19 protein-coding genes and 1 pseudogene are annotated in these 23,346 nt (G+C 68.9%); 8 read left to right on the forward strand and 12 right to left on the reverse strand.

Going from position 1 to position 23,346, the window contains the following annotated elements:
• Nucleotides 1-39: 39 nt before the first annotated feature.
• From K1T34_RS24990 to K1T34_RS25010, 5 genes are all read right to left on the reverse strand, one after another.
• A complete protein-coding gene (locus tag K1T34_RS24990; protein ID WP_220246607.1) occupies nucleotides 40-399 on the reverse strand; it encodes a hypothetical protein in 360 nt (119 codons plus the stop codon).
• Complete coding sequence (locus tag K1T34_RS24995; protein WP_220246608.1) at nucleotides 396-1,709, reverse strand: PepSY domain-containing protein; 1,314 nt, start codon at nucleotides 1,707-1,709, stop codon at nucleotides 396-398. The genes K1T34_RS24990 and K1T34_RS24995 overlap by 4 nt, the downstream gene beginning before the upstream one ends.
• An 85-nt stretch (nucleotides 1,710-1,794) precedes the next feature.
• Entirely contained in the window at nucleotides 1,795-2,661 is an 867-nt protein-coding gene (locus K1T34_RS25000) for a hypothetical protein (protein WP_220246609.1), read from the reverse strand.
• A 209-nt stretch (nucleotides 2,662-2,870) separates the two neighbouring features.
• Nucleotides 2,871-6,356 (reverse strand): DNA gyrase subunit A, encoded by a 3,486-nt coding sequence (locus tag K1T34_RS25005; protein WP_220246610.1) that lies wholly within the window; start codon nucleotides 6,354-6,356, stop codon nucleotides 2,871-2,873.
• Between the two features lie 29 nt (nucleotides 6,357-6,385).
• A complete protein-coding gene (locus K1T34_RS25010) occupies nucleotides 6,386-8,437 on the reverse strand; it encodes a type IIA DNA topoisomerase subunit B (RefSeq protein WP_220246611.1) in 2,052 nt (683 codons plus the stop codon).
• Between the two features lie 317 nt (nucleotides 8,438-8,754).
• Between K1T34_RS25010 and K1T34_RS25015 the strand changes: the two genes are divergently transcribed.
• Together K1T34_RS25015 and K1T34_RS25020 are read left to right on the forward strand one after the other, a co-directional pair.
• Nucleotides 8,755-9,870, forward strand: a complete 1,116-nt coding sequence (locus K1T34_RS25015; protein WP_220246612.1) for an LLM class flavin-dependent oxidoreductase — start codon at nucleotides 8,755-8,757, stop codon at nucleotides 9,868-9,870.
• Nucleotides 9,871-9,898: 28 nt separating this feature from the next.
• On the forward strand, nucleotides 9,899-10,507 hold the full coding sequence (locus tag K1T34_RS25020) for an FMN reductase (RefSeq protein ID WP_220246613.1): 609 nt from the start codon (nucleotides 9,899-9,901) through the stop codon (nucleotides 10,505-10,507).
• Nucleotides 10,508-10,554: 47 nt separating this feature from the next.
• Here the strand turns inward: K1T34_RS25020 and K1T34_RS25025 are convergent, their stop codons facing one another.
• Nucleotides 10,555-11,838 (reverse strand): RNA polymerase sigma factor, encoded by a 1,284-nt coding sequence (locus tag K1T34_RS25025; RefSeq protein ID WP_255638690.1) that lies wholly within the window; start codon nucleotides 11,836-11,838, stop codon nucleotides 10,555-10,557.
• Nucleotides 11,811-12,167: a YciI family protein gene (locus tag K1T34_RS25030; protein WP_220246614.1), complete on the reverse strand. Its 357-nt coding sequence runs from the start codon at nucleotides 12,165-12,167 to the stop codon at nucleotides 11,811-11,813. The genes K1T34_RS25025 and K1T34_RS25030 overlap by 28 nt, the downstream gene beginning before the upstream one ends.
• Nucleotides 12,168-12,332: 165 nt before the next feature.
• Between K1T34_RS25030 and K1T34_RS25035 the strand changes: the two genes are divergently transcribed.
• From K1T34_RS25035 to K1T34_RS25050, 4 genes and pseudogenes are all read left to right on the forward strand, one after another.
• Nucleotides 12,333-12,671, forward strand: a complete 339-nt coding sequence (locus K1T34_RS25035) for a helix-turn-helix transcriptional regulator (protein ID WP_220246615.1) — start codon at nucleotides 12,333-12,335, stop codon at nucleotides 12,669-12,671.
• The gene (locus tag K1T34_RS25040) at nucleotides 12,668-13,081 is read left to right on the forward strand and encodes an SRPBCC domain-containing protein (protein ID WP_220246616.1); all 414 of its coding nucleotides are present in this window, start codon (nucleotides 12,668-12,670) and stop codon (nucleotides 13,079-13,081) included. Before K1T34_RS25035 ends, K1T34_RS25040 begins: the two co-directional genes overlap by 4 nt.
• 138 nt (nucleotides 13,082-13,219) lie before the next feature.
• Nucleotides 13,220-13,612, forward strand: a pseudogene (locus K1T34_RS25045) (PGPGW domain-containing protein); the annotation flags it as partial.
• 544 nt (nucleotides 13,613-14,156) lie between these two features.
• Nucleotides 14,157-14,828, forward strand: a complete 672-nt coding sequence (locus K1T34_RS25050) for a TetR/AcrR family transcriptional regulator (protein WP_220246617.1) — start codon at nucleotides 14,157-14,159, stop codon at nucleotides 14,826-14,828.
• On the opposite strand, the gene K1T34_RS25055 is transcribed toward K1T34_RS25050, so the two are convergent.
• From K1T34_RS25055 to K1T34_RS25075, 5 genes are all read right to left on the reverse strand, one after another.
• Nucleotides 14,776-15,468, reverse strand: coding sequence for an epimerase (locus K1T34_RS25055; protein ID WP_255638691.1), 693 nt, complete (start codon nucleotides 15,466-15,468; stop codon nucleotides 14,776-14,778). The genes K1T34_RS25050 and K1T34_RS25055 overlap by 53 nt on opposite strands.
• A complete protein-coding gene (locus K1T34_RS25060) occupies nucleotides 15,465-15,863 on the reverse strand; it encodes a carboxymuconolactone decarboxylase family protein (RefSeq protein ID WP_220246618.1) in 399 nt (132 codons plus the stop codon). Before K1T34_RS25060 ends, K1T34_RS25055 begins: the two co-directional genes overlap by 4 nt.
• A 23-nt stretch (nucleotides 15,864-15,886) precedes the next feature.
• On the reverse strand, nucleotides 15,887-17,638 hold the full coding sequence (locus tag K1T34_RS25065; RefSeq protein ID WP_220246619.1) for a glycoside hydrolase family 2 protein: 1,752 nt from the start codon (nucleotides 17,636-17,638) through the stop codon (nucleotides 15,887-15,889).
• 63 nt (nucleotides 17,639-17,701) lie between these two features.
• Nucleotides 17,702-18,307, reverse strand: coding sequence for a LysE family transporter (locus K1T34_RS25070; protein WP_220246620.1), 606 nt, complete (start codon nucleotides 18,305-18,307; stop codon nucleotides 17,702-17,704).
• A 274-nt stretch (nucleotides 18,308-18,581) separates the two neighbouring features.
• Nucleotides 18,582-19,730, reverse strand: a complete 1,149-nt coding sequence (locus K1T34_RS25075; RefSeq protein ID WP_220246621.1) for an AAA family ATPase — start codon at nucleotides 19,728-19,730, stop codon at nucleotides 18,582-18,584.
• A gap of 531 nt (nucleotides 19,731-20,261) precedes the next feature.
• Here K1T34_RS25075 and K1T34_RS25080 point away from each other — a divergent pair.
• Nucleotides 20,262-22,295 (forward strand): fibronectin type III domain-containing protein, encoded by a 2,034-nt coding sequence (locus K1T34_RS25080; protein WP_220246622.1) that lies wholly within the window; start codon nucleotides 20,262-20,264, stop codon nucleotides 22,293-22,295.
• A 57-nt stretch (nucleotides 22,296-22,352) separates the two neighbouring features.
• Nucleotides 22,353-23,321 (forward strand): carbohydrate ABC transporter permease, encoded by a 969-nt coding sequence (locus K1T34_RS25085; RefSeq protein WP_220246623.1) that lies wholly within the window; start codon nucleotides 22,353-22,355, stop codon nucleotides 23,319-23,321.
• Nucleotides 23,322-23,346 lie beyond the last annotated feature (25 nt).

Here is a 23,346-nt window from a genome sequence, read left to right on the forward strand (position 1 = left end):
GGGGCCGCCTCGGGGTTTCCTGCCCCGGGGCGGCCTTTTTCATGTCGGTCGCCAGGTGGTTTGGGTGCGGATCACGACGACGGCGAGCGCGAGGAGTGCGACGGCGATGACGACGGCGGCCCAGCGGCCTTGTTCGTTGGCCGACCACGCCGTGGCGGCGGGGAGCAGGACGAGGGAAGTCGCGAGATAGGCGAGGTGCATGCCGAGTTCGGCGGGGCGGTCTCCGGTCAGGAGGCCGGTGACGTCGGCGATGGCCTGGACGACGAGGGCCAGCTCCACGACGGCGAGTGCCGGGAGTGCCTTTTCGCGGCGGTAGCGGCCGGCGAGCCCGGTGCCGAGCACGGCGAGCCCGCCGGCCACGCAGACCACCGTGGTGGCGAAGGCCAGTGTTTCGATCACGCCGTTGCCTGGCGTGCTTCTGTGTTCGGCGGTGTTTCGCGCCGTGTTTCCCGCTGTGCCCTGGCTTTGCGACGGCGGCGTTTCGAGCCGGAGCGGAACAGCCAGGTCGAGATCCCCGTGAGCATCAACGCCAGCGGCGCGAGGCCGAGGACGAACCAGACGATCCGCCACCAGCCGCCGACGAGCCAGCCGAAGTGGGCGGGCTCGAAGACCTTGTCGTAGAACGAGTTCGCACCCGGCTCGGGTATGGCGTCCACATCGGACAGGTGGGTGGCGTCGTGGCTGTCGACGTACACGGTGTGGTCGCCGCCGAAGAACGTGCGGGCGCCGTAGGGCTGGTAGCCCTCACTGGCGATGGAGACGCTGTAGTAGCCGTCCTGCGGCGTGGTCAGGTACCTGATTTCGCCGGGAGTTTTGGCCAGCGCCGCGGCGGCCGCCTGGTCGATGTCGATTTCCGGGGTGCCGGGCGCGGCTGCGTTGGCGGTGAATGAGTACTTCTGCGGGTCGGCGGCCGTCCCGCCGGTGACCGCGAGCCACGCGTCCTTGACCGGCGGCAGGTAGAAGGCGGCGCCGGTGACGCCCCACATGAGCACGAACGGCACCGCGACGATGCCGATCACGTTGTGCAGGTCGTAGTCACGCGCGAAGCGGCCTTTGCGCGTGCGGACGCGGAAGCCGCGGGAGAAGCGCCGGAAGCCGGGCCACCACACGACGATGCCGGTGATCGCGAGCAGCACCATCAACAGCCCGAGCACGACCTCGAGCAGCAGCCCCCAGTTCGTGCCGGGCGGCCAGGCGAACCCGATGGTCGGCACGGGTTTCGCGAGCCACGACACGTAGCCCGGGTAGCCCTCGCAGGTGAGGCCGCAGTCGTGGAGGTTCGCGAGGAACCCCATGACCCCGCTCTCGAGCCGGGTGCTCCCGTTGATGTGCCCGGTCCCGGGGTCGACTGCGTACGCCTCGACGAAGTCCGGGTCACCGACCGCGATCACGCCGCCATCGTTGCTCACCCACGCGGGGGAGAACCCCGGGTGCGCTGTGGCCACGATGTCGCGCGCCTGCTGGAGGCTGATCGGGTGCTCGGTGGGCGTCTGGTGGTAGAAGTCGCTGTGCGTCGCGCGGAAGTACTCGCCGCGGTACAGCAGGATCGCCCCGGACGTCGTCTCGAGCACCAGGAACAACCCCAGCACCAGCGACGTCCACCGGTGCGTCACGACCAACACGCGCCGCACGGGCTTGCGCCTCAGCCAGCGCCTGAACTCGGCGGAGCGGGCCGGCGCCTGGGCGCGCGTCAGTTCGTCGGTGCTCATCCGTCCCCCTCGATCCGGTGATCAAAGTGAGGTTAGCCTTACTTAACTCTCACGTAAAGGGTCGAGGTGAGCTCGGGTGTGATGCTCAGGTGGTTTTGTGGGTCCTCCTGGTTCGGATGGCCAATGCGGTGCCGGTGATGGCGAGGGCTCCGATCACTCCCCATGCGATCGGGACGAGGTGTCCGATGAGGCTTGGCACGGTGGCCAGCACGGCGATCATGACGATGGTCGCCGCGGCCAGCCAGGTCTCGCGTGCTGCCTGCCGAGCGATGGTCAGCAGCGCGAGCCCGACGGCGATCGTCAGGACCCCGGCCACCGTGACCTCGTCCACGATTCCCAGCCACTGCACGGCAAACGCCACGACAGCGTTGATCCCGGTGGCAGCCAGCCACCATCGGGTGTGGACGGTCACGGGCTTGGGATATACGGCGATCGCTGCGAGTGTCGCGACTTGCAGCACGAGCTGGCCCCAGTTGCTCGGAAGAGTCAGAAACGTGCCGATGGTTGCCGCAAGAGTGAATGCCGCGGCGAGTTTCCTCCGGCCGACCAGCAGTGCGGCCAACGCGGGCAACCACAACAGCTCCGCCACAAGCGCCACCGTCGGCGCCTCCCGCACCAGCGGCGGCGGCCACGTGAGCCGGAGAACCCCGGTGATCAGTGCCAACGCGGCTTGGAACGCCACGCCCGCCAACGCCAGCCGCCGGACGACTTCTCCGGCGAGCGCGTAGCGGGTCGGCCCTTCGTCGCTCAACCGCAGCCGCACCGCCAGCGCGAGGACGCTCGCTGCCTCCCTGGCGTCCGGCCGGCCGTAGTCCAGCTCGAATTCAGGGTCCTCGGAGTGTGCGGTCGTGGTTTCGAGGAACGTGGAGACCATGTCGTCCTCCCACGCCTGCCGGTATTGCGCCGGCAACACCCGCGTGAGCCGGCGATACCTGAGTTCCAGGGGTTTCACGTCGTCACCTCCTTGCCGTGTTCGTCGGTCCCGGCTCGGCGCCGTTCACGATGACCGCTCCCAGTCGAGACCCAGCCTCACCGTCGGTGACCGCGCGGAGTGGCCATGGCTCGAATGTATCGTAAGGCGATATATAACGCATCGCACGATCGAGGGACAAGAAAAAGCGGGGCACCCGCCACCTGGCAAGTGCCCCGCCTGAAGAGAGCTCAGTCTCGCTCGATGGTGTGGCCCACGACGTCCGGGCCGGGGTGGGCGTGGCCGGAGCCGTCGCGGCGGAGGTCGACCTCGGGGAGCTCCACGGGGTCGCCGTTGCGGGCCGCGGCGGCGGGGCGGGGACCGATCCAGGCGACGGCCACCGAATCCTCGCCCTTGAGGAAGCGGTGGGCGCGCACGCCGCCCGTGGCGCGGCCCTTCGCGGGGTACTCGCTGAACGGCGTGACCTTCACCGACTGGCCCGTGGCCGTGACGACCATGGGCTCGCCGTGGTCGTCGTCATCGGTGCGGACGGCACCGAAGAACACCACCGAAGCGCCGGCGCTCAGGTTGATGCCGGCCATGCCGCCGCCCTTCAGGCCCTGCGGCCGCACGAGGGACGCGGCGAAGCGCAGCAGCGACGCTTCGGACGACATGAACGCCAGCGTTTCCTCACCATCGGTGAGCCAGGTGGCGCCGACGATCTCGTCGCCGGCCTTGAGCGTGATGATCTCGAACTCGTCGGACCGCACCGGCCACTCCGGCGCGACCACCTTCACCACGCCGGCGCGCGTGCCGATCGCCAGACCCGGTGAACCCGTCGCCTGCTCGCCCAGCGGGGCGACGCCGACCACCGTCTCGCCCTTCTCCAACGGCACCAGTTCGCGCGCCGCCATGCCGCCGCGCAGCGAGACCGTGCCGGCCTGCTCGGGCAGCACCGGCAACGGCAGCACGTCCGTCTTGAACGCGCGCCCGCGGCTGGTCACCAGCAGCACCTGCCCGCGCGCGGTCGTGTGCACGATGGCGGACACGGCGTCGTGCTTCACGCGGCCGTTGCGCCGCCTGACCTCGGACGACTCCTCCGACTCCGCCGCCGTGCGGGCGACAAGGCCGGTGGCCGACAGGATGACCTGGCACGGGTCGTCGGTGATCTCCAGCGGCCCGGACGGCTTCGACGCCGCCAGCACCTCCTTGAGGTCACCGTCGATCAGCGCGGTGCGCCGCTCGGTCGGGAAGTCCTTCGCGATCTTCGCCAGCTCCGAGGACACGAGCTTCTTCAGCACCGAGTCGTCGTCGAGGATCGTCGTCAGCTCCGCGATCTCCTCGCGCAGCCGCTCCTGCTCCGACTCCAGCTCCAGCCGGTCGTACTTGGTCAGGCGGCGCAGCGGCGTGTCCAGGATGTAGGTGGCCTGGATCTCCGAGAGCTTGAAGCGCGTCATCAGGCCGTCCTTGGCCGCCTGCGCGTTCTCGCTCTCGCGGATGAGCTTGATGACCTTGTCGATGTTCAGCAGCGCGATCAGCAGGCCGTCGACGAGGTGCAGCCGCTCTTCACGCTTGCGGCGGCGGAACTTGGTGCGCCGCGTGACCACGTCGTAGCGGTGGCGGAGGAAGACCTCCAGCAGCTCCTTGAGGCCGAGCGTCTGCGGCTGGCCGTCGACGAGCACCAGGTTGTTGATGCCGAACGACTGCTCCAGCGGCGTCAGCCGGTACAGGTCCGCCAGCAGCGCCTGCGGGTTCACGCCGACCTTGCACTCGATCACGAGCCGCGTGCCGTTCTCGCGGTCGGTGAGGTCCTTGACGTCGGCGATGCCGGTGAGCCGCTTGGACTTGTTGACCTCGTCGGTGATCTTCTCGATCACCTTCTCCGGGCCCACGCCGTAGGGCAGCTCGACGACCGTGATCGCCTGCCGCCCGCGGCTGCCTTCCAGCGGCCCGGTCTCGACGTTCGCGCGCATCCGCACCACGCCGCGACCCGTCGCGTACGCGCGGCGCACCTCGTCCAGGCCGAGCAGCTTGCCACCCGTCGGCAGGTCGGGGCCGGGCACGAACTCCATCAGCTTGTCGAGCGTCGCCGTCGGGTGCGTGATCAGCCACCGCGCCGCCGCGATGACCTCGCCGAGGTTGTGCGGGATCATGTTGGTCGCCATGCCGACCGCGATGCCCGACGTGCCGTTGACCAGCAGGTTCGGGAACGCCGCGGGCAGCACCGACGGCTCTTCGAGGGAACCGTCGTAGTTGGGCCGGAAGTCGACGGTGTCTTCACCGAGCTCGCCGACCAGGTGCATTGCTTCGGGAGACATGCGGGCTTCGGTGTTGTGGTTGACGAAACCACCGGCGAGGAACGAATGGTCCTCCGTGGCCACGCGCACCGAGTAGACCTCGGCGGGATCGCAGGCCTCGACCTCGGTGATCTCCTCGAAGCGGTAACCCGAGTCCATGATCGGCAGGATCGTGGAGAGGACCTCGGTGTCCTTGATCCGGTCGATGATCCGGAGCCGCTCGGTCTCCCAGCGTTCGATGCGATCGAAGTCGACATCGCTACCGACGTAGTCCGCGACGAACGGCACCCGGTCGTCACTGAGCTGGTGCGCGTGCCGACCGAACTGCTCCAGCAGGCCCTGCAGGTCGGCGTGTTTGGTCTTCAGGAAGCCGATTCGCTCGGCGAACGCCTGGATCTCGCGCGGACCGGACACGACCAGCCGGTGCTCGACCGAACCGACAGTGCCGCGTTCGTGCGTGGCGATGACACCGAACTCGGCCAGCAGTTCCTGAATCTCCGATGCGAGCCGCTCGCAGCGGGTCGGGTATTCGACCGTGTACGCGCCACCGGCCCGTCGGCATTCCCCACCGCGCTCGAACAGGGCCATCAGGAATGCTCGTTTGACGCCGGGACCGCCGGCCCAGACCGACTCGGGCACGAACTCGGCATCAGCGGAGGCGAACGCGGCGGTGATGTGCTCATCGGCGGTCGGAACGACCTGGGTCCACGCGTTGCGAGCGAGACACACCACGGTGCCCGGCTTGACCTCGTCGAGCTGGCGCCACTGGAACATCGGGACGCCCATGGGCGCCTCGAGACACAGCACCGGGTGGTTTTCGCTGCCCTGGATCGAGAACCCGGACTTCGTCGTGATCCGGACGGTGGGGTGCTCGCCGGAGTTGAAGACCTTGTCGACCCGGACTGCCTTGCCGTCCTTGTCCAGTACCTCGAAGTCGGCGTCGGCCTCGGAGTCGGCGGGCAGGTTCACCAGATCGCCGATGCGAGGGCTGGATCCATCGGCGAGCCGAATCCGGGTGTCGCCCGTCAAGCAGTATCGGCTGGCAGCCGGACCGTCGTCCGGGGAGCCGAAGTTGCCGTGCCCATCGATCAGTGGAACGTTGAGCGAGAAGTCCTGCGCCAGCCGCACCATGGCGTCGTAAATCGCGACGTCACCGTGCGGATGGAACTTGCCCATTACATCGCCGACCACGCGGGACGACTTCACGTAGGCGTGTGTCGGCCGGTAACCCTGCTCGTGCATCGAGAACAAGATCCGCCGGTGCACCGGCTTCAACCCGTCCCGCGCATCAGGCAGCGCGCGCGAGTGGATGACCGAGTACGCGTACTCCAGGTACGAGTCTTCGATCTCTGTCTTGAGCGAGTTGTCGAAGACGTTGGCCCCGGCGGAGTCGAACGCGCTGGGATCGACCTTGGTGGTGGTGCCCTTGCGGCGTGCCACGGTAGAACTCCTTGGTAGCTAAGGAAAACTCAGACGTCGATGGCGTCGCGGTCGACGCGGTCGGAGGAGGCGACGAGCCAGTTGCGCCGGGGCTCGACCTTTTCGCCCATCAGCAGCTCGAGCGCGCTCTCGGCGGCTTCGGCGTCGTCCATGGTGATGCGGCGGACGGAGCGCGTGGAGGGGTTCATGGTGGTTTCCCACAGCTCGTCGGCGTCCATCTCGCCGAGGCCCTTGAATCGCGGCACCGGCGTGATGATGCTCTTGCCCGCCTTCTCCAGCTCCGCGAACTTCGTCTCCATCTCGCGCTGCGTGAAGGTGAAGTGCGTCTCCGGGTTGCGGCCCTTGGTCACGAGCTTGTGCAACGGCGGCATCGCCGCGTACAGCCGCCCGTCTTCGATCACGGGGCGCATGTACTTCGCGAACAGCGTGATCAGCAGTGTGCGGATGTGCGAGCCGTCGACGTCGGCGTCGGCCATCAGGATCACTCGGCCGTAGCGCATCGTCGTGAGGTCGAACGTGCGGCCGGTGCCTGCGCCGAGGACCTGCACGATCGACGCGATCTCGGCGTTCTTCAGCGTGTCGCCCAGCGACGCCTTCTGCACGTTCAGGATCTTGCCCCGCAACGGCAGCAGCGCCTGGTACTCCGACACGCGCGCCATGCGGGCCGAACCCAAAGCGCTGTCGCCCTCGACGAGGAACAGTTCGCTGCGGGCGACGCCCGTAGTGCGGCAGTCGACGAGCTTCGGCGGCATCGCCGCGCCCTCGAGTGCGGTCTTGCGTCGCGCGGCGTCCTTCTGCTGCTTCTGGGTGAGCCGCACGCGCGCGGCGTCGACCACCTTCTGCAGCACGACCTTCGCCTCGGACTTGGTCCTGCGGTCGTCGACCCACGCCTTCACGTGCTTGTCGACGATGGCCTGGATCACGCGCGTGATGCCGGCCGTGGACAGCTCGTCCTTGGTCTGTGACGTGAACTGCGGCTCCGGCAGCCGCACGTGGATCACGGCGGTCATGCCTTCGAGCACGTCTTCGAGCGTCGGCGGGTCCTCCTTGGGCTTGAGCAGCCCGCGGGTCTTGCCGATCGCGTCCTGCAGCGCGCGCGTGACGGCGCGGTCGAAGCCGCGGCGGTGCGTGCCGCCGTGCACGTTGCGGATGGTGTTGGTGAAGCACTCCACCGTGCGCTCGTAGCCGGTGCCCCAGCGCAGCGCGACCTCCACCTCGGCGTGGCGCTCCACATTGGACTGCATCACGCCGTTGGCGTCGGCGGCGTTCTCCTTGTACGTGCCCTCGCCGGTGATCACGACGGTGCCGCACACCGGCTTTTCGCCCGACGGGGTGAGGAAGTCGACCATGTCCACCAGCCCGTGGGGGTAGTGGAAGGTCTCCTCGGTGATGGTGTCTTCGATGGCCGTGCGCAGCACGTACATGACGCCGGGCACCAGGAACGCCGTGTTGCGCAGCTTCGCGCGCACGCCCTCGACGTCGAGCGACGCGCCCGTCTCGAAGTAGCGCGTGTCGTACCAGTACCGGATCGACGTGCCGCTGCGCTCGCCGCGCTTCATCTTGCCGACGAGGTGCAGGCCGGAATGCCGCGTGAACTTCGCTTTCGGGCCGGGCGCGTCGAACGTGCCGGGCACCCCGTGCGCGAACGACATCTGGTGCACCTTGCCGTCCTGCTTCACCGTGACGTCGAAGCGGTGCGACAGCGCGTTGACCGCCGAGGCGCCCACGCCGTGGAGACCGCCGGACGTCTTGTACCCCGAACCGCCGAACTTGCCGCCGGCGTGCAGGCGCGTGAGCACCAGCTCGACGCCGGAAAGGCCCGATTTGGCGTGGACGCCGGTGGGGATGCCGCGCCCGTCGTCGTCGACCTGCACGCTGCCGTCGGCGTGGAGGGTGACGACGACGCGGGTGGCGTGGCCTGCCACACCCTCGTCGGTGGAGTTGTCGATGATCTCCGAGAACAAGTGGTTGATGCCACGGCTGTCGGTGGAGCCGATGTACATCCCGGGGCGCTTGCGGACGGCTTCGAGGCCCTCGAGGTGCGTGAGGTCGTCGGCCCCGTACAGAGTCTCAGCAGTCACGAGGTCGCTCTCCCGGATCTTGGCTCGCTGTACGGCGTTGTTCAGGCTGGTCGGTCAGGCAGGTGGTTCAGGGTCCAGTGCCTGCGGACGGTGGCGTCCCGGGCAGGCCCCGAGCCGACACCGTACTGCAGGATATCCGCACACCCCGACAGCTTCCGCGCCCTCTGGCCCCGGTGTGGCGAGAGTCCCGTGCGTCAGGGGTACGGGCAGGGGAGTGCGCCGGGTCACCCGCATCGTCACTGTGGAATACTTCTTTCGCGCGAGCAGTTGTGCAGGCAAGGAAGCAGCACCACGAACTACCCGGCTGAGGAGCGGTCATGCAGTTCGGAATCTTCTCGGTGGGCGACGTCACGACCGACCCCACCAACGGCACCACGCCGTCGGAGCACGAGCGCATCAAGGCGATGGTCCGGATCGCCCTCAAGGCCGAAGAGGTCGGCCTCGACGTGTTCGCGACCGGTGAGCACCACAACCCACCGTTCGTCCCCTCGTCGCCCACGACGTTGCTCGGTTACATCGCCGCGCAGACGAAGACGATCACACTGTCGACGTCCACGACGCTGATCACCACCAGCGACCCGGTGAAGATCGCCGAGGACTTCGCGATGCTGCAGCACCTGGCCGACGGCCGCGTGGACCTCATGCTGGGCCGCGGCAACACCGGCCCCGTGTACCCGTGGTTCGGGCAGGACATCCGCCAGGGCATCCCGCTCACCATCGAGAACTACGCCCTGCTGCGCCGCCTCTGGCGCGAAGAGGTCGTGGACTGGGAAGGCAAGTTCCGCACCCCGCTGCAGGGCTTCACCTCCACCCCGCGCCCGCTGGACGACGTGCCCCCGTTCGTGTGGCACGGGTCCATCCGCAGCCCGGAGATCGCCGAGCTCGCCGCGTACTACGGAGACGGCTTCTTCGCCAACCACATCTTCTGGCCGACCTCCCACTACCAGCAGCTGATCGGCTTCTACCGCCAGCGCTACGAGCACTACGGCCACGGCAAGGCCGACCAGGCCATCGTCGGGCTCGGCGGGCAGGCCTTCATCCGGCCGAAGTCGCAGGACGCGTGGAACGAGTTCCGGCCGTACTTCGACAACGCGCCGGTGTACGGGCACGGCCCCTCGATGGAGGACTTCACTTCGCAGACGCCGCTGACCGTCGGCAGCCCGCAGGAGGTCATCGACAAGACGCTGACCTTCCGCGAGCACTTCGGCGACTACCAGCGCCAGCTGTTCCTCATGGACCACGCAGGCCTGCCGCTGAAGTCCGTGCTCGAGCAACTCGACCTGCTCGGCGAGCAGGTGGTGCCGGTGCTGCGCAAGGAGCTCGAGTCGATGCGTCCGGCGCACGTGCCCGACGCGCCGAACCACGAGTCGCTGAAGGCCGCGCGTGACGCTGAAGAAGCCGCCGAAGAAGCCGCTGCAGAAACCCGCGTCTGAACCCCGTTTCGGAAAGAAGAAGGCAGAAATGACCGCACGCACCATCGCCGTGGTCACCGCCGGGCTGAGCCAGCCGTCGTCCACGCGGCTGCTGGCCGACCGGCTGGCGGACGCGACGCGCACCGCACTGGGCCCCGACACCGTGGTCGAGGTGATCGAGCTTCGTGACACCGCCGTGGACGTCACCAACAACCTGCTCACCGGTTTCCCCGGCCCGAAGCTGAAGGAAGTCATCGACACGGTGACGCACGCCGACGGTCTCATCGTCGTGACGCCGGTCTTCACCGCTTCGTACAGCGGGATGTTCAAGTCCTTCTTCGACGTCCTGGACAAGGAAGCACTCGAGGGCAAGCCGGTGCTGATCGCCGCGACCGGTGGTACGGAACGGCATTCGCTCGTGCTGGACTTCGCGTTGCGGCCGCTCTTCGCTTACCTGCGCGCGAATCCCGTCGCGACGGGCGTGTACGCCGCATCGTCGGACTGGGGCAGCGCGAACTCGACCGGCACGCTGCAGCGGCGCGTCGAGCGTGCGGCGGGCGAGCTGGCGGCGGCGGTCTCGGCCGCACCCGAGGCGAAGGCTTCGGACGAGCTGACGTCGTTGCCGTTCGAGCAGCTGCTCGCCGGCGAGGGCTTTTAGCCGACAGTCCGTGAAGGGCACCTTGGAGGACTTCCCCAAGGTGCCCTTCACTGCGTTTCGGGGGAGATTTCACTCAGGCGGCGGCGCAGGAAGCGGCGGTCGGCTTCGTTGCCGGCCAATGCGAGCGCCGCGCGGTACGCGTCCGCGGCTTCCTCGCGACGGCCGAGGCGGCGCAGCAGGTCGGCGCGCGTTGCGGGCAGCAGGTGGTAGCCGTCGAGGTCGCCCGCCATCGCGTCGACGAGCGCCAGGCCGGCGGCTGGGCCGTCGGCCATGGCGACGGCCACCGCGCGGTTGAGCTGCACGACTGGCGACGGCACGCGCTTCGCGAGTTCCCCGTACAGCGCGGCGATCTGCGGCCAGTCCGTGTCCGAAGCGGCAGGTGCGGCCGCGTGGCACGCCGCGATGGCCGCCTGGAGTTGGTACGGGCCGGGGGAGCCCCGGTGCAGTGCGGTGTCCACGAGGGCGAGGCCTTCGTCGATCGCCGCCGCGTCCCAGCGTGAGCGGTCCTGGTCTTCCAGCGTCACGAGCTCGCCGTCGTCGTCGAGCCGCGCGCTGCGGCGGGAGTGCTGGAGCAGCAGCAACGCCAGCAAGCCTTCGATCTCGGGCTCGTCGGGCATGAGCGTCAGCAGCGTCCGGGTGAGCCGGATGGCCTCGGAGCAGAGGTCGTGGCGCGCGGGCGCGTCGCCGGCGGTCGCGGCGTAACCCTCGTTGAACAGCAGGTACAGCACGCCGAGCACGGCCGCCGTGCGTTCCGGCAGCAGGTGCGAGGGCGGCACGCGGTAGGGGATGCCGGCTTCGCGGATCTTGCGTTTCGTGCGCACGAGCCGTTGCGACATCGTCTGCTCGCTGACGAGGAACGCGCGCGCGATCTCCGCCGTCGTCAGGCCGGCGAGCGTTCGCAGCGTGAGCGCGACGCGGCCGTCGAGCGGCAACGCCGGGTGGCAGCACGTGAACATCAGCCGCAGCCGGTCGTCCTGCACGCCGCTGGGGTCGGCTTCGGGCTCGTCCGTCGGCGCCAGGGCGGCGACTTCACGCAGCTTCGCGGCTTCGGTCGTGCTGCGTTTGAGGCGCGTCAGGGCGTGGTTGCGCGCGGTGGTGGTGAGCCACGCCGCCGGCCGCCGGGGCACGCCGTCGCGCGGCCAGCGTTCCAGCGCCCGGGCCAGTGCCTCCTGCACGCACTCCTCGGCCAGGTCCCAGTCGCCCGTCAGCCGGATCAGCGTGGCCACCACGCGGCCGCCCTCCTCGCGGAAGGCGGCCGTGACCGCGGCCTCGACGGCTTCAGCGGCTTCGGCGGGGTTCGAGTTCAGCTTTCTTCCCCGGCGAAGGGCCACAGCGGCCGGACCTCGACGGCTCCGTGCCGCGCGGACGGATGCTTCGCCGCGACTTCCAGGGCCTCGTCGAGGTTCTCGCACTCCAGCAGGTCGAAGCCGAGGATCTGCTCCTTCGTCTCCGCGAACGGCCCGTCGGTCAGCAGCACCTCGCCGTCGTTCACGCGGATGGTGGTCGCCATGCTCGCGGGTCGCAGGCGCTGGCCCATCAGGCGCACGCCGCGGCCGTCCATCTCCTTCACCCACGCTTCGGTGGCCGTGTCCATCGGCTCGGACGGCAGCGGTTTCGACTCGTCGTGGCTCGTGCCGCAGATCAGCATCAGGTAGCGCATCGGTTCGCCCCTTCTCTCTGGTGGTTTCCTACCGCGCCGGGGCGCGGGAGTCGAGGTGGTTCGTCTGTGCGACCACCGGGGACCGCCCAGACCGACAGCGATGCGGGGAATTTTTAGTTAAGCATCTACTTGACTATTGGGCGTGGCGGGCGCATGGTTAAGCACATGGTTGACCATCAGCTCGACCGGGTGTTCCAGGCACTCGCCGACGCGACCCGGCGCGAGCTCGTGGCGCGGCTGGTCACCGGACCCGCCGCGGTGAAGGAGCTGGCGCAACCGTTTGCGATGTCGCTGCCTGCCGTGATGCAGCACCTGCGGGTGCTCGAGTCGTGCGGGCTGGTGGCTTCGGAGAAGGCCGGTCGGGTGCGCACGTACCGGCTGGAGCCGGCGGGCCTGCGCCTGGCCGAGCAGTGGCTGGGCGAGCAGCGCACCGGCTGGGAACACCGGCTCGACCGTCTCGGTGGCTTTCTGACCGCCGACCGACAGGAAGGCAACACGTCATGACCGACGTCAAACATTCCACGTTCACTCTCGAACGCCGCTACCCCGCGCCGCCCGCGCGCGTGTTCGCCGCGTGGGCCGATCCGGCCGCGAAGGCGAGCTGGTTCGGCGGCAGTGAGCACTCGCTCGACTTCCGCGTGGGTGGGCGCGAGGTCAATCACGGCGGCGACCTCACGTTCACGTCCGACTATCACGACATCGTCGACGGCGAGCGGATCGTCTACGCCTCGACGCTGAGCCGTCCCGACACGGTGACCACGGTGTCGGTCACCACCGTGGAGCTGGTCCCGGACGGCGCCGGCACGCGGTTGGTGCTCACCGAACAGGGCACGTTCCTCGACGGACACGAGGAGCCGGCGTGGCGTGAGCAGGGCACGGGTGACTGGCTCGACAAGCTCGGCGCGCAGGCCTGATACCGGTTCGGGACCGCGGCCGATTCCGCGGTCGGTCCACTTCGGACGCGTGCGCCGATCCCGGGGTGATCCGGAGTTTCTCCGGGCGTCCGGTCCGTGAGCCAGGCACACTGGCTGAAACGGACAGGAGGGGGCCGCGTGGAACTCGGCAAACCGGTGAAGCAGGCGATCGCCGCGGTGGTGGGCGGCGTGCTGGTGCTCGTCGGGGTCGCGTTGCTGGTGCTGCCGGGACCCGGGTTGCTGCTGGTGCTCGCGGGACTGGTGGTGCTGGCCTCGCAGTTCCCGGCGCTGGAACGGTTCGTCGACCCGGTGCGCACGCGGGCGATGAAGGCCGCCGAGGACAGTGTGGCCTCGCCGCTGCGGATCGCGGGTTCCGTGCTCGCCGGCCTGGCGCTCTTCGCCGCCGGCATCGTGTGGGGCACGGTCGACTGGCTGCCGTTCAGCGGCTGGAGCACCGGGTCGAGCATCATCCTCTCCGGCGTCATCCTGTTCGCCCTGCTGATCTGGAGCTACCGGCGGGTCAAGTCCCGTGAGGGGGAGGCGCGTTCGGCGCCCGCCGGGCAGAATCCGGGTATGACCACTTCGGACTCCCCGCAGGTGCCGGCCGCGATCCAGCAGTTCGTGGACGCCACCAACAAGGCCGACGCCGAGAGCTTCGTCGACGCCTTCACCTCCGACGCGTTCCTCGAGGACTGGGGACGCAAGTTCCACGGCCACGAAGGCGTGCTGAGCTGGAACGAAACCGACAACATCGGGGTCGGGGCGAACTTCACCGTGAAGGGCATCAAGCCCGGCAAGGGCGCGGACAACTACGTCCTCACGCTCGGCGTGAAGAGCAACCGCTTCAACGGCACCGGCACGATGACGATCGACCTGCGCGAGGGCAAGATCGCCAGCCTCGTCATCTCCTGACCCGCTGTTACCACGAACCCGAGGGCGTTCGGGAAGCCGGACGTCCGCGGGTTCGGGGGAGATGGGCCACAGCGTTCGACTCAAGAGGCCGGTGGTTCTTTATCGTCCGCTCGTGGGCCATCTCGACGGGTTAACAGACTGCTGGGCTGCTAATCTCAGGCCCGTGAGCACCGGTTTCCAGCGTGCCCGCCGCCCCGAGCAGGTCGAGGCCCGGCGCGCCACGATCCTCGCGACGGCCACGGCGATGCTGCGCGAACGGCCGGTCGCCGACATCAGCCTTCGTGAGCTGAGCGATCGCGTCGGCCTCGCGAAGTCCAACGTGCTGCGCTACTTCGACAGCCGCGAAGCGATCTTCCTCGAGGTGCTCGATGAGGTGTGGCGGCGGTGGCTGGACGTCGCCGCGCGGGCGCTCACCGTCGTATCGGTCGACGGCCCCGGCTTCGTGCGCGAGGAACGCGTGGCCGCGACGATCGCCCGCACGCTTCAGGAAGACCGGCTGCTGTGCGAGCTGATCAGCTCCATGGCGTCGGTGCTGGAGCGCAACATCTCCGTGGACACCGCGCGCAGCTTCAAACACCGCGCGGCCGCCAACATCGACCGGCTGGCCGGGTTGGTGCGCGACGAAGTCCCGGAACTCTCACGCTCCGGCGCCGCGCACTTCGCGGGCGCGGTGTTCGTGATCGTCGCCGGCCTGTGGCCCTACGCCAACCCGACCGAGGCCGTCGCCACGGCCAGCGCCGAAATGGGCGTGGCCCCCGGCGCCGACCTGTTCGCGGAGAACCTCACCGAGGGCCTGGCGAACCTCCTGGCCGGTCTCGTCGCCCGACGTCGTTGAGGTCGCGTGACTCCAGGATCCGGCGGGGGTAGCCGTCGGCTGCGACCGAGATCATCGCGCGCCCGAGCACCTCGGTCGTGATGAACATCGCCGGGAACCGTTGCAGCAGCGGGAAAAGCGGCGCTGTGACGCGGTAGATCCCACGGTACAGAGGCGTTTTCGACGTGATGCCGTGCTGTGGCTGGATGAAGCCGGGCCGGAACGCGTACGCGTCGAGCGGCAGCCGGGCCAGGGCGTTTTCCGTGGCGCCCTTGACCCGCGCCCACCGCACGCGGCCGCGTTCCGTGCTGTCGGTGCCGGCGCCCGAGACGTAGAGGAAGGTCGCGTTCGGCCGAGCTTGCGCGTAGGTGCGGGCGACGGAAAGGGTGAGAGCGTAGGTGATCCGCTCGTACTCCTCCGCCGGCATCCCGGCCGACGAGACGCCGAGGCAGAAGAAGCACGCGTCGTATTCCGCGAGCTCCTCGGCGTGCGGGCTCAGGTCGCCGAGATCTTCGGGCACCAGCTCGGTCACCTTCGGGTGCTGGGTGCCGGTCGCCGTCCGCCCGACGGTCAGCACCCGCTCCACCCGATCGTCCAGCAGACACTCCCGCAGCGCGCCCTGGCCGACCATCCCGGTCGCCCCGAACAGGACGACCTTCACGCTTCACCCACCGGCAGCAGGCCGCGCTCGCCGAAGACCTTCTTCGCCACGGCGGTCGCGTTGAGCGCCTTCGGGAACCCGCAGTACCCCGCCGACTGCAGCAGCGCCTCGACGATCTCCGCGGGCGTCAGGCCGACGTTCAGCGCCGTCCCGATGTGCAGCTCCAGCTGCGGCTCGCACCCGCCCATCGCGGTCAGCATGCCGATCGTCAGCAGCTGCCGGTCGCGCGGCACGAGCGCCGGCCGCGAGTAGATCTCCCCGAACCCCCACGACACGATCTGCCGCGCCATGTCGGGCGCGATGTCGCCCAGCCCGTCCAGCACCTTCTGGGCGCTGCCTTCGTTCACGGCGTTCATGGTGTCGAGGCCGAGTGCGTAACGCTCTTCTTCGGTCATGCTCCGACCGTATGGGATCGGGGTTACCGCGCGGCGGATCGCACGGCGAGGTTCGCCCGGCGGGCCACCGTGAAGTCGAGCTTGCGGACGCGGCGGTCGTAGGTGAGGAAGCCGTTGACTTCCTTCTCGACGTCGGTGAGCTGGGTGTAGACGGCGGCGGAGAGGCCGCGGCGCACCTCGGTGACGAGCTGGTGCTGGAGTTCGACGTAACGGCTGGTCAGAGCTGCGCTGTCGGGTTCCAGCTCGTAGGCGAAGCTGCCTGGCGGGTCGAACTCGTGGCCGTGGACTTTGAGGCCCAGGCCGCCGTACTCGCCGTCGACGGTGGCGCGGACGGGGTCCGGCGGTGGGGTGCCGGGGCCGGGGTAGGTGTGGTTGTCGAGGAGGTCGCCGTGGCCGGTGTCGGGTTGGGAGCGGCAGCAGTTGACGCCGGATTCGGCGTCGACGAGGCGCGTGGGGTCCCAGGCGGCGATCTTGTCGGCGACGCGGGCGACGTCGAAGTCGCCCCAGCCCTCGTTGAAGGGGACCCACGTGACGATGGAGGGGAACGATCGGTGCTGGTCGATCACGCGGTGCAGCTCGGCCTCGAAGTTCGCGCGGGCCTGGGGTGTCGGGGTGACGTTCTCCGTCATCGCCGGCATGTCCTGCCAGACGAGGAGCCCGAGGCGGTCGGCGTGGTAGTACCAGCGGTCGGGTTCGACCTTGAGGTGCTTGCGGACCATGGTGAAGCCGAGGGCTTTTTCCTGCTGTAGATCGAATTCCAGGGCGGCGTCGGTGGGGGCGGTGTAGAGGCCGTCGGGCCAGAATCCTTGGTCGAGCGGGCCGAGCTGGACGAACGGCTTGCCGTTGAGGAGGATGCGGTGGTTTTCGACCGCGATGGAGCGCAGGCCGAAGTAGGAGCCGACGGTGTCTCCTGTGGACAGTGTGACGCGGAGGTCGTAGAGGAACGGGTCGTCGGGCGACCACAGGCGGGGGCGGGGGAGGGTGATCGTGGTGGGGTGGCCGGCGGTGCCTTCGGCTCGGGCGACGACGTGGCCGTGGTCGGAGGCGGCGGCTTGGAACGGGGTGCCGTCGGCGCCTTGGACGGTGAGAGTGGCCTCGCCGGTTGCGGTGTTCGAAGTGGTGTCAACGCGCGTGATGTGCACGGGCGCCACCGGTTCCAGCCACACCGTCTGCCAGATTCCGGACGACGGGGTGTAGAAGACTCCCGCGCCTGGCGCGCGTTGTTTGCCGAGCGGCTGCCCGTTGCCGGTCGTGTCCGTGACGCCGACGACGAGTTCCTGCGGGCCGGTGGTCAGGGCGTCGGTGATGTCGGCGGTGAAGGAGTCGTAGCCGCCGGTGTGGTGGGTGACTTCGCGGCCGTTGACGTAGACGGTGGTGTCGTAGTCGACGGCCTGGAAGTGCAGCAGGATCCGTTGGGAGCGCCAGGTTTCCGGGACGTCGAACGTGCGGCGGTACCACATCCGGGTCTCATGGCGCATGATGCCGGACAGCGCCGATTCGACGGGATAGGGGACGAGGATCCGTTCCGGCAGCTGCCGTCCGAAGGGTGGTTCGGGGGTCCCGGTCTCGAACTCCCAGACTCCGTTGAGGTTCTGCCATTCGTCGCGCGTCAGCTGCGGGCGCGGGTATTCCGGCAACGCGTTGGCGGGGGAGACCGCGTCCGTCCATGGTGTACTCAACGGTGGCGGCTGCCGGTGCCACTGCGGCTGCGCGACCGGGGTCACGCCGGAAAGTCCGAACAGCAGCACCGCGAGAACTACGGCAGGACGCACCATCGTCGGAACCTCCGGTTCACTCGATGATCATCTCTACCGGCTGCCGGCGCGGATGTAAATCGCTCACTCCGGCAAGACCAGCCGGACGGCCAGCACGACGATCACGACGCTCGACACCAGCGCGGTCCCCAACCGCCCGCGACGGCCGGCGAGTACGCGGCCCAGCAACACCCCGCCGCCTGCGAGCAGCAGCTGCCAGCTAGCCGACGCGATGAACGCGGCCAGCGCGAACGCCGTGCCCGTCGCCGTGCCGCCGACCACGAGGGCGGTGAAGTACACGATCGTTGCCGGGTTCAGCAGGGTGAGGCCGAGGAAACTCACGTACGCGCGCGCTGGTCCCGGCGGGGCGGCCTCGGCTTCGGGCGTTGCGCCGGCGCGGTACCGCCGCCACCCGCCCACCGCCGTGTGTGTCGCGAGTGCCACGAGCACCACCACGGACGCCCACCGCAACGGCCCCGCGACCGGCGCCAGCACCGGCGCGAGCGCCGCCCCACCGCTCACCGCGACGACGGCGTAGACGCCATCCGCACTGGCCACCCCGAGCGCGGCCGCCGCGGCGACCCGCAGCGACGTCCGCGCCGCCAGCCCCACCAGCACAGCCCCGACCGCCCCCACCGGCACGGCGATCCCGTACCCCGCGAGCGCCCCGGCGACCACCGCCGCCGTCATGACCGCGCCCGACCACACCCCCGTGGCTCGCACTGCTGCCCACGCCGCACCCGGGCAGGGGCGATCGGCGTGCGGTGCGTTGTGGTGGTAGTGGTCATGTCCGGAAGCCTGACCCGGGATGGGTCGGTGGGCAACCGATTTTCACCGCGCGGGGCCACGACGACACGGGCACCTACCGAGTCCGCAAAGGACGCGGCACGGAGAGCGGCACTGGTCCTGCTCCGGTCGGAGATCGTTGCCCGGGTGGGTTTTCGCGACTGGGTGGCCGGCAAGCTCACCGTTTCGGCCAGTGCCACGAAGGCCGATCCAACCTTCCCTGTCCGGAAAGGACAGTCGCCCCGAAGTCCTTTTCCAGTTCCAGCAGAGCCGCGCCCGTCGAGTCCAATGCCCGGACCAGCGGCTGCGAGTGCGACACCACCACCAGCTGCGTCCGGCGGGCTGCCCGGGTGATCAGCGCCGCCAGTGCCGGCAGCAGCTCCGGGTGCAGGCTCGTCTCAGGTTCGTTCAGCACCAGCAACTCCGGCGGCCGCGGGCTCAACAACGCGGCGACCCACAGCAGATACCGCAACGTCCCATCCGAAAGCTCGGCCGCAGTGAGCGGCCGAAGCAGCCCGTGCTGCTGAAACCGCAGCTCGAACCGGCCATCGGCCGACGTGATCTCGACCGTGGCCCGCGGAAAGGCGTCCTGAACGGCGGACTCCAGCGCGTCGGCATCACCCGATTCCTGGATCGTCCGCAAAGCCGCCGCGAGGTCGGCGCCGTCATGGTCGAGCACGGGGGTGCGGGTGCCGATGCGGGGCTCGCGGGCCGGGGCGGTGGCGTCGGTGCGGAAGTGGTCGTAGAAGCGCCACGCGCGGATGCGTTCGCGCAGCAGGAGGAGCTCCGGGGCGGGGAAGGAGCGCAGCATGCTGTCCGTCAGCCCGATGGACTGCGGTTCGGAAGGCCAGGCGCCGGTCGTGTCGCGGACGCGCAAGGTGGGGCCCGCGCGGTCGGCGAGCACGGTGCGCGAAGAAAAAACCGGGCCGGACCACACGCACTCGCGCTTGAACTCCGGGTCGAGGGAGAACATCGAGCTACCCGGGATCGGCAGGCCCAGGTCCAGCGCGTAGCCGAATTCGTCGCCCGAGAACCCCAGCCGCAGGCCGACCGGCTGGGTGCGGCGCGTGCCCTGCACGGGGGAGCGCCCGGAACGGACCGCGCGTCCGATCGCCTCCGGGCCGGCCCACAGCGTGGAGGGCAGGCCGCCTTCGCGGGCCAGCGCGGCGACGGCGCCGTTGTGCGCGGCGTCGGCCAGCAGGCGCAGGGCGCGGTAGAGGCTCGACTTCCCGCTCCCGTTCGCGCCGGTGACCACCGTCAGCTCCGACAGCGGCAGCACCAGATCGCGCAACGACCGGTAGTTCTCCACGGCAAGGGTTTTCAGCACGCGGCCGACGCTATCCGCCCGCACCGACAGATAACGATCGTGACTACGAAGCTCCCGGCCCCGGGTGCTCTCACCTGCGGCTCTCACCGTCAGTTGTCAAATTAATTCTGCCCGTGTTCGCGGCCGCTGGACTCCGGGCCCTATTCGTCAGATCTTTGTCCGCGACCTCGTTGACACCGCCGAAGCGCGAGGTGAGAATCTCGTTTCACATATCCTATAGGATCTGCGGTTCGAAAGAGGTGTCTGTGGTGGCAGCGGGGCGAAAGGTCGTGGTCCCGGGATGCGGGACGGCGATCTGTCACCGTCGCACACCGGGGGGCGCTTCGCGAAGAACGCCGTCAACGAGTGACTTTCCGCGCCAGGACCTCCGATGTCTGGGCGCGCACAGCGACTGAGGCTCACCCCGAAGTGGCTGAAGTCAGCAGGAACGCCGGGCGGCGCGCGGGCCGTCCGGTGCCAAGGTCCGACCTCAAAGGAGTGGTCATGGTTGTCAGGCCAACATCGGGCAGAACCGGGAGACGGAAGTTCGCCGTGCTCACCGGGATCGCCGCCTCGGTGCTGACGCTTTCGGCGATCCAGATCCCCGCCACGGCCGCACCGGCGGCTCCCACCCAGGACACCGCCACCCAAAACAACACCCAGGCCAGCACCCAGATCGCCCAGAAGCCCTACATGGGCTGGAGCAGCTGGAGCCTCGAGTCCACGAACTACCCCGGCGTGAACCCGACCGGCGGCGGCAGCTGGCTCAACGAAGCGCACGTTCTGCAGCAGGCCGACATCCTGGCGGCGAAGTTCAAGCAGCACGGCTACGAGTACGTGAACATCGACGCCGGCTGGGTGGGCTCCTTCGACCAGTACGGCCGCCCGGTCGTCGACGCGAAGAAGTTCCCCGACGGCATGGCCTACGTCGCCGACTACGTGCACAAGAAGGGCCTCAAGCTCGGCTCTTACCTCGCGGTCGGCCTGGACCTCAAGGCCTACAACGACGGCAACTCGCCGATCTTCGGCACCACCGACTGCCACACGCGCGACCTCGTCTACCCCGACCTGCGCCAGACCAGCGGCTGGGACAACCAGTCGTACCAGATCAACTTCGCCAGCCCGTGCGCCCAGGCCTACATCCAGTCGGAGGCCGACGTGCTCGCCGGCTGGGGCGTCGACTTCCTCAAGCTCGACGGCGTCGGCCCGGGTTCGTTCAAGGGCGACGCGGCGCACGACAACACCCCCGACGTGAAGGCCTGGTCCGCCGCGCTGAAGAAGACCGGCCGGCCCATGCAGTTCGTGCTGTCGTGGTCGTTGTCGCACAACCAGATCGACACCTGGAAGGCCAACTCCAACGGCTGGCGCATCGACACCGACGTCGAGTGCTACTGCGACACCCTCGTCACCTGGAACAACTCGGTGAAGGGCCGCTGGAACGACGTCGTGCAGTACATCCCCGACGCCGGCCCGGGCCACTGGAACAACCTCGACTCCCTCGACGTCGGCAGCGGCAAGATGGACGGCATCACCGAGGCCGAGCGCCAGAGCTACATGACGTTGTGGGCCATCGAATCGGCGCCGCTCTACCTGGGTGACGACCTCACACAGCTCGACGACTACGGCACCAAGCTGCTCACCAACGACGAGGTCATCGCCGTGGACCAGGCCGGTGTGCCGGCCAAGCCCGTGAGCCAGAAGAGCGACCAGCAGGTCTGGTACGCCCGCAACGCCGACGGCAGCTACACGGTCGCGCTGTTCAACCTCGGCTCCGCCCCGACGTCGGTCACCGCGAACTTCGGCGACTTCGGCCTCACCGGCGCGGCCAAGGCTCGTGACCTCTGGAGCCACCAGGAACTGGGGCTCGCCAACGGTTCCTTCACCGCAAACCTGCCCGTCCACGGCTCGAAGCTGCTGCGCCTGACCCCGGTCAACCCGGTGCAGGTCTCGGCCCCCGCCGTGGTCCACGGCACCGCCTCGACCCCGACCAGCGTCTCGCTGGCCTGGGACGCGTCGGCGGGCAAGCTCGCCCCGGTGACCGGCTACGACGTGTTCGCCGGCGGCCACAAACTCGCTTCCGCCACCGGCACCAGCACGACCGTCAACGGCCTCAAGCCTTCGACGTCGTACACCTTCACGGTGGTCGCCCACGACCGCCTCGGCCGCAGCTCCGCCGCGAGCACCGCGGTGTCCTACGTGACGCCCGCGGCTTCCGGCCCGGTCGTCTACGAGGCGGAGAACGGCAGCCCCGGCGGCGGCGCGACGGTGTACGACTGCGCCTGCTCCGGCGGCAAGAAGGTGGGCTACATCGGCGGCAGTGGTCTGCTGACCATGAACAACATCAAGGTCGCCGCCGAAGGCACGTACCTGGTGAAGCTCGGTTACGTCGACGGTGACACCAGCCGCTCGGCCGTGGTCACGGTCAACGGCAGCTCCTTCCGGCTGCCCGCGCCGGGCACGAACGACAACGACTGGAACACCGCACGCACGATCACAGTGCCGATCTACCTGATGGCCGGCAACAACCAGGTCATCTTCGGCAACCCGAGCGACAGCGTGTTCGACGTGGACCAGCTGACCGTCTGACAACCCCCGTGAGTGGCGGTGAGAGCCGCCACTCACGGACACGAGTGAGGAGACGCCGTGGTGGTGACCACGCACAACAACAGCATTCCCGTGCGAGGCGCCACCGCGGCGTCCCGTGTGGACAGACCCCGCAAACGACGGCCCGGCGGCGCGGCCGCGCACCGGCACGACGCCAAGATCGCGTGGCTGCTGGTCCTGCCCGCCATCCTCGGGTTCGGCGTGTTCTTCGCCTACCCGACCATTCGCGGCATCTACCTGAGCTTCACCGAGTTCCATGTGCTGTCCGCGCCGAAGTGGATCGGGCTCGACAACTTCACCGAGCTCATCGCCGACGGGGTGTTCTGGAAGTCGCTGCTCGTCACGATCTACTTCGTGGTGCTGTCGGTGGTCCTGGGCATGCTCGTGTCGCTGCTGACCGCCGTGATCCTGCACCGGCTCGCGGCCTCCACGACCGTGCGTGGCCTGATGATCCTGCCGTTCCTGATCTCCGGCGTGGTCACGGCGCTCACGTGGTCGCTGATGCTCGACCCGAGCCTCGGGATCCTCAACGTGCTGCTCACCAAGATCTTCGGCCACCCCGTGCTGTTCCTCGGCTCCGGCGGCTGGGCCGTGCCGACGCTGGCGGCGATCAACGTGTGGAAGTCCATGGGCTACAACGCGGTGCTGATCTTCGCGGGCCTGCAGACGATCCCGGCCACGATCTACGAGGCCGGCCGCATCGACGGCGCGAGCGAGGTGCAGATGTTCCGCCGCCTCACGATCCCGCTGCTGCGCCCGATCCTCGTGATGGTCGTGATTCTCACGGTGATCAGCTCGTTCCAGATCTTCGACATCGTGGCCGTGACCACGCAGGGCGGGCCGGAGAACGCGTCCAACGTGCTGCAGATGTACATCTACAACAAGGCGTTCCGCCAGTTCGACTTCGGCTACGCGGCCACGATGTCGCTGGCGTTGTTCGTCCTTCTCATAGCTATCACGTTCACGCAGCTGCGCATGGCGCGCGCCAACGAATCCGACACGAACTAGGGCAGGGACATGGTTACGCTGACTC

Source organism: Amycolatopsis sp. DSM 110486 (assembly GCF_019468465.1).
Taxonomy (GTDB): domain Bacteria; phylum Actinomycetota; class Actinomycetes; order Mycobacteriales; family Pseudonocardiaceae; genus Amycolatopsis.

Bases quoted from the DNA above. Each gene is read 5' to 3' on its own strand.
- K1T34_RS25065 (WP_220246619.1), bottom strand. From the start codon at position 17,638: ATGGTGCGTCCTGCCGTAGTTCTCGCGGTGCTGCTGTTCGGACTTTCC.
- K1T34_RS25035 (WP_220246615.1), top strand. From the start codon at position 12,333: ATGGTTGACCATCAGCTCGACCGGGTGTTCCAGGCACTCGCCGACGCG.
- K1T34_RS25030 (WP_220246614.1), bottom strand. From the start codon at position 12,167: ATGCGCTACCTGATGCTGATCTGCGGCACGAGCCACGACGAGTCGAAA.
- K1T34_RS25070 (WP_220246620.1), bottom strand. From the start codon at position 18,307: ATGACGGCGGCGGTGGTCGCCGGGGCGCTCGCGGGGTACGGGATCGCC.
- K1T34_RS25015 (WP_220246612.1), top strand. From the start codon at position 8,755: ATGCAGTTCGGAATCTTCTCGGTGGGCGACGTCACGACCGACCCCACC.
- K1T34_RS25020 (WP_220246613.1), top strand. From the start codon at position 9,899: ATGACCGCACGCACCATCGCCGTGGTCACCGCCGGGCTGAGCCAGCCG.
- K1T34_RS25040 (WP_220246616.1), top strand. From the start codon at position 12,668: ATGACCGACGTCAAACATTCCACGTTCACTCTCGAACGCCGCTACCCC.
- K1T34_RS24995 (WP_220246608.1), bottom strand. From the start codon at position 1,709: ATGAGCACCGACGAACTGACGCGCGCCCAGGCGCCGGCCCGCTCCGCC.
- K1T34_RS25060 (WP_220246618.1), bottom strand. From the start codon at position 15,863: ATGACCGAAGAAGAGCGTTACGCACTCGGCCTCGACACCATGAACGCC.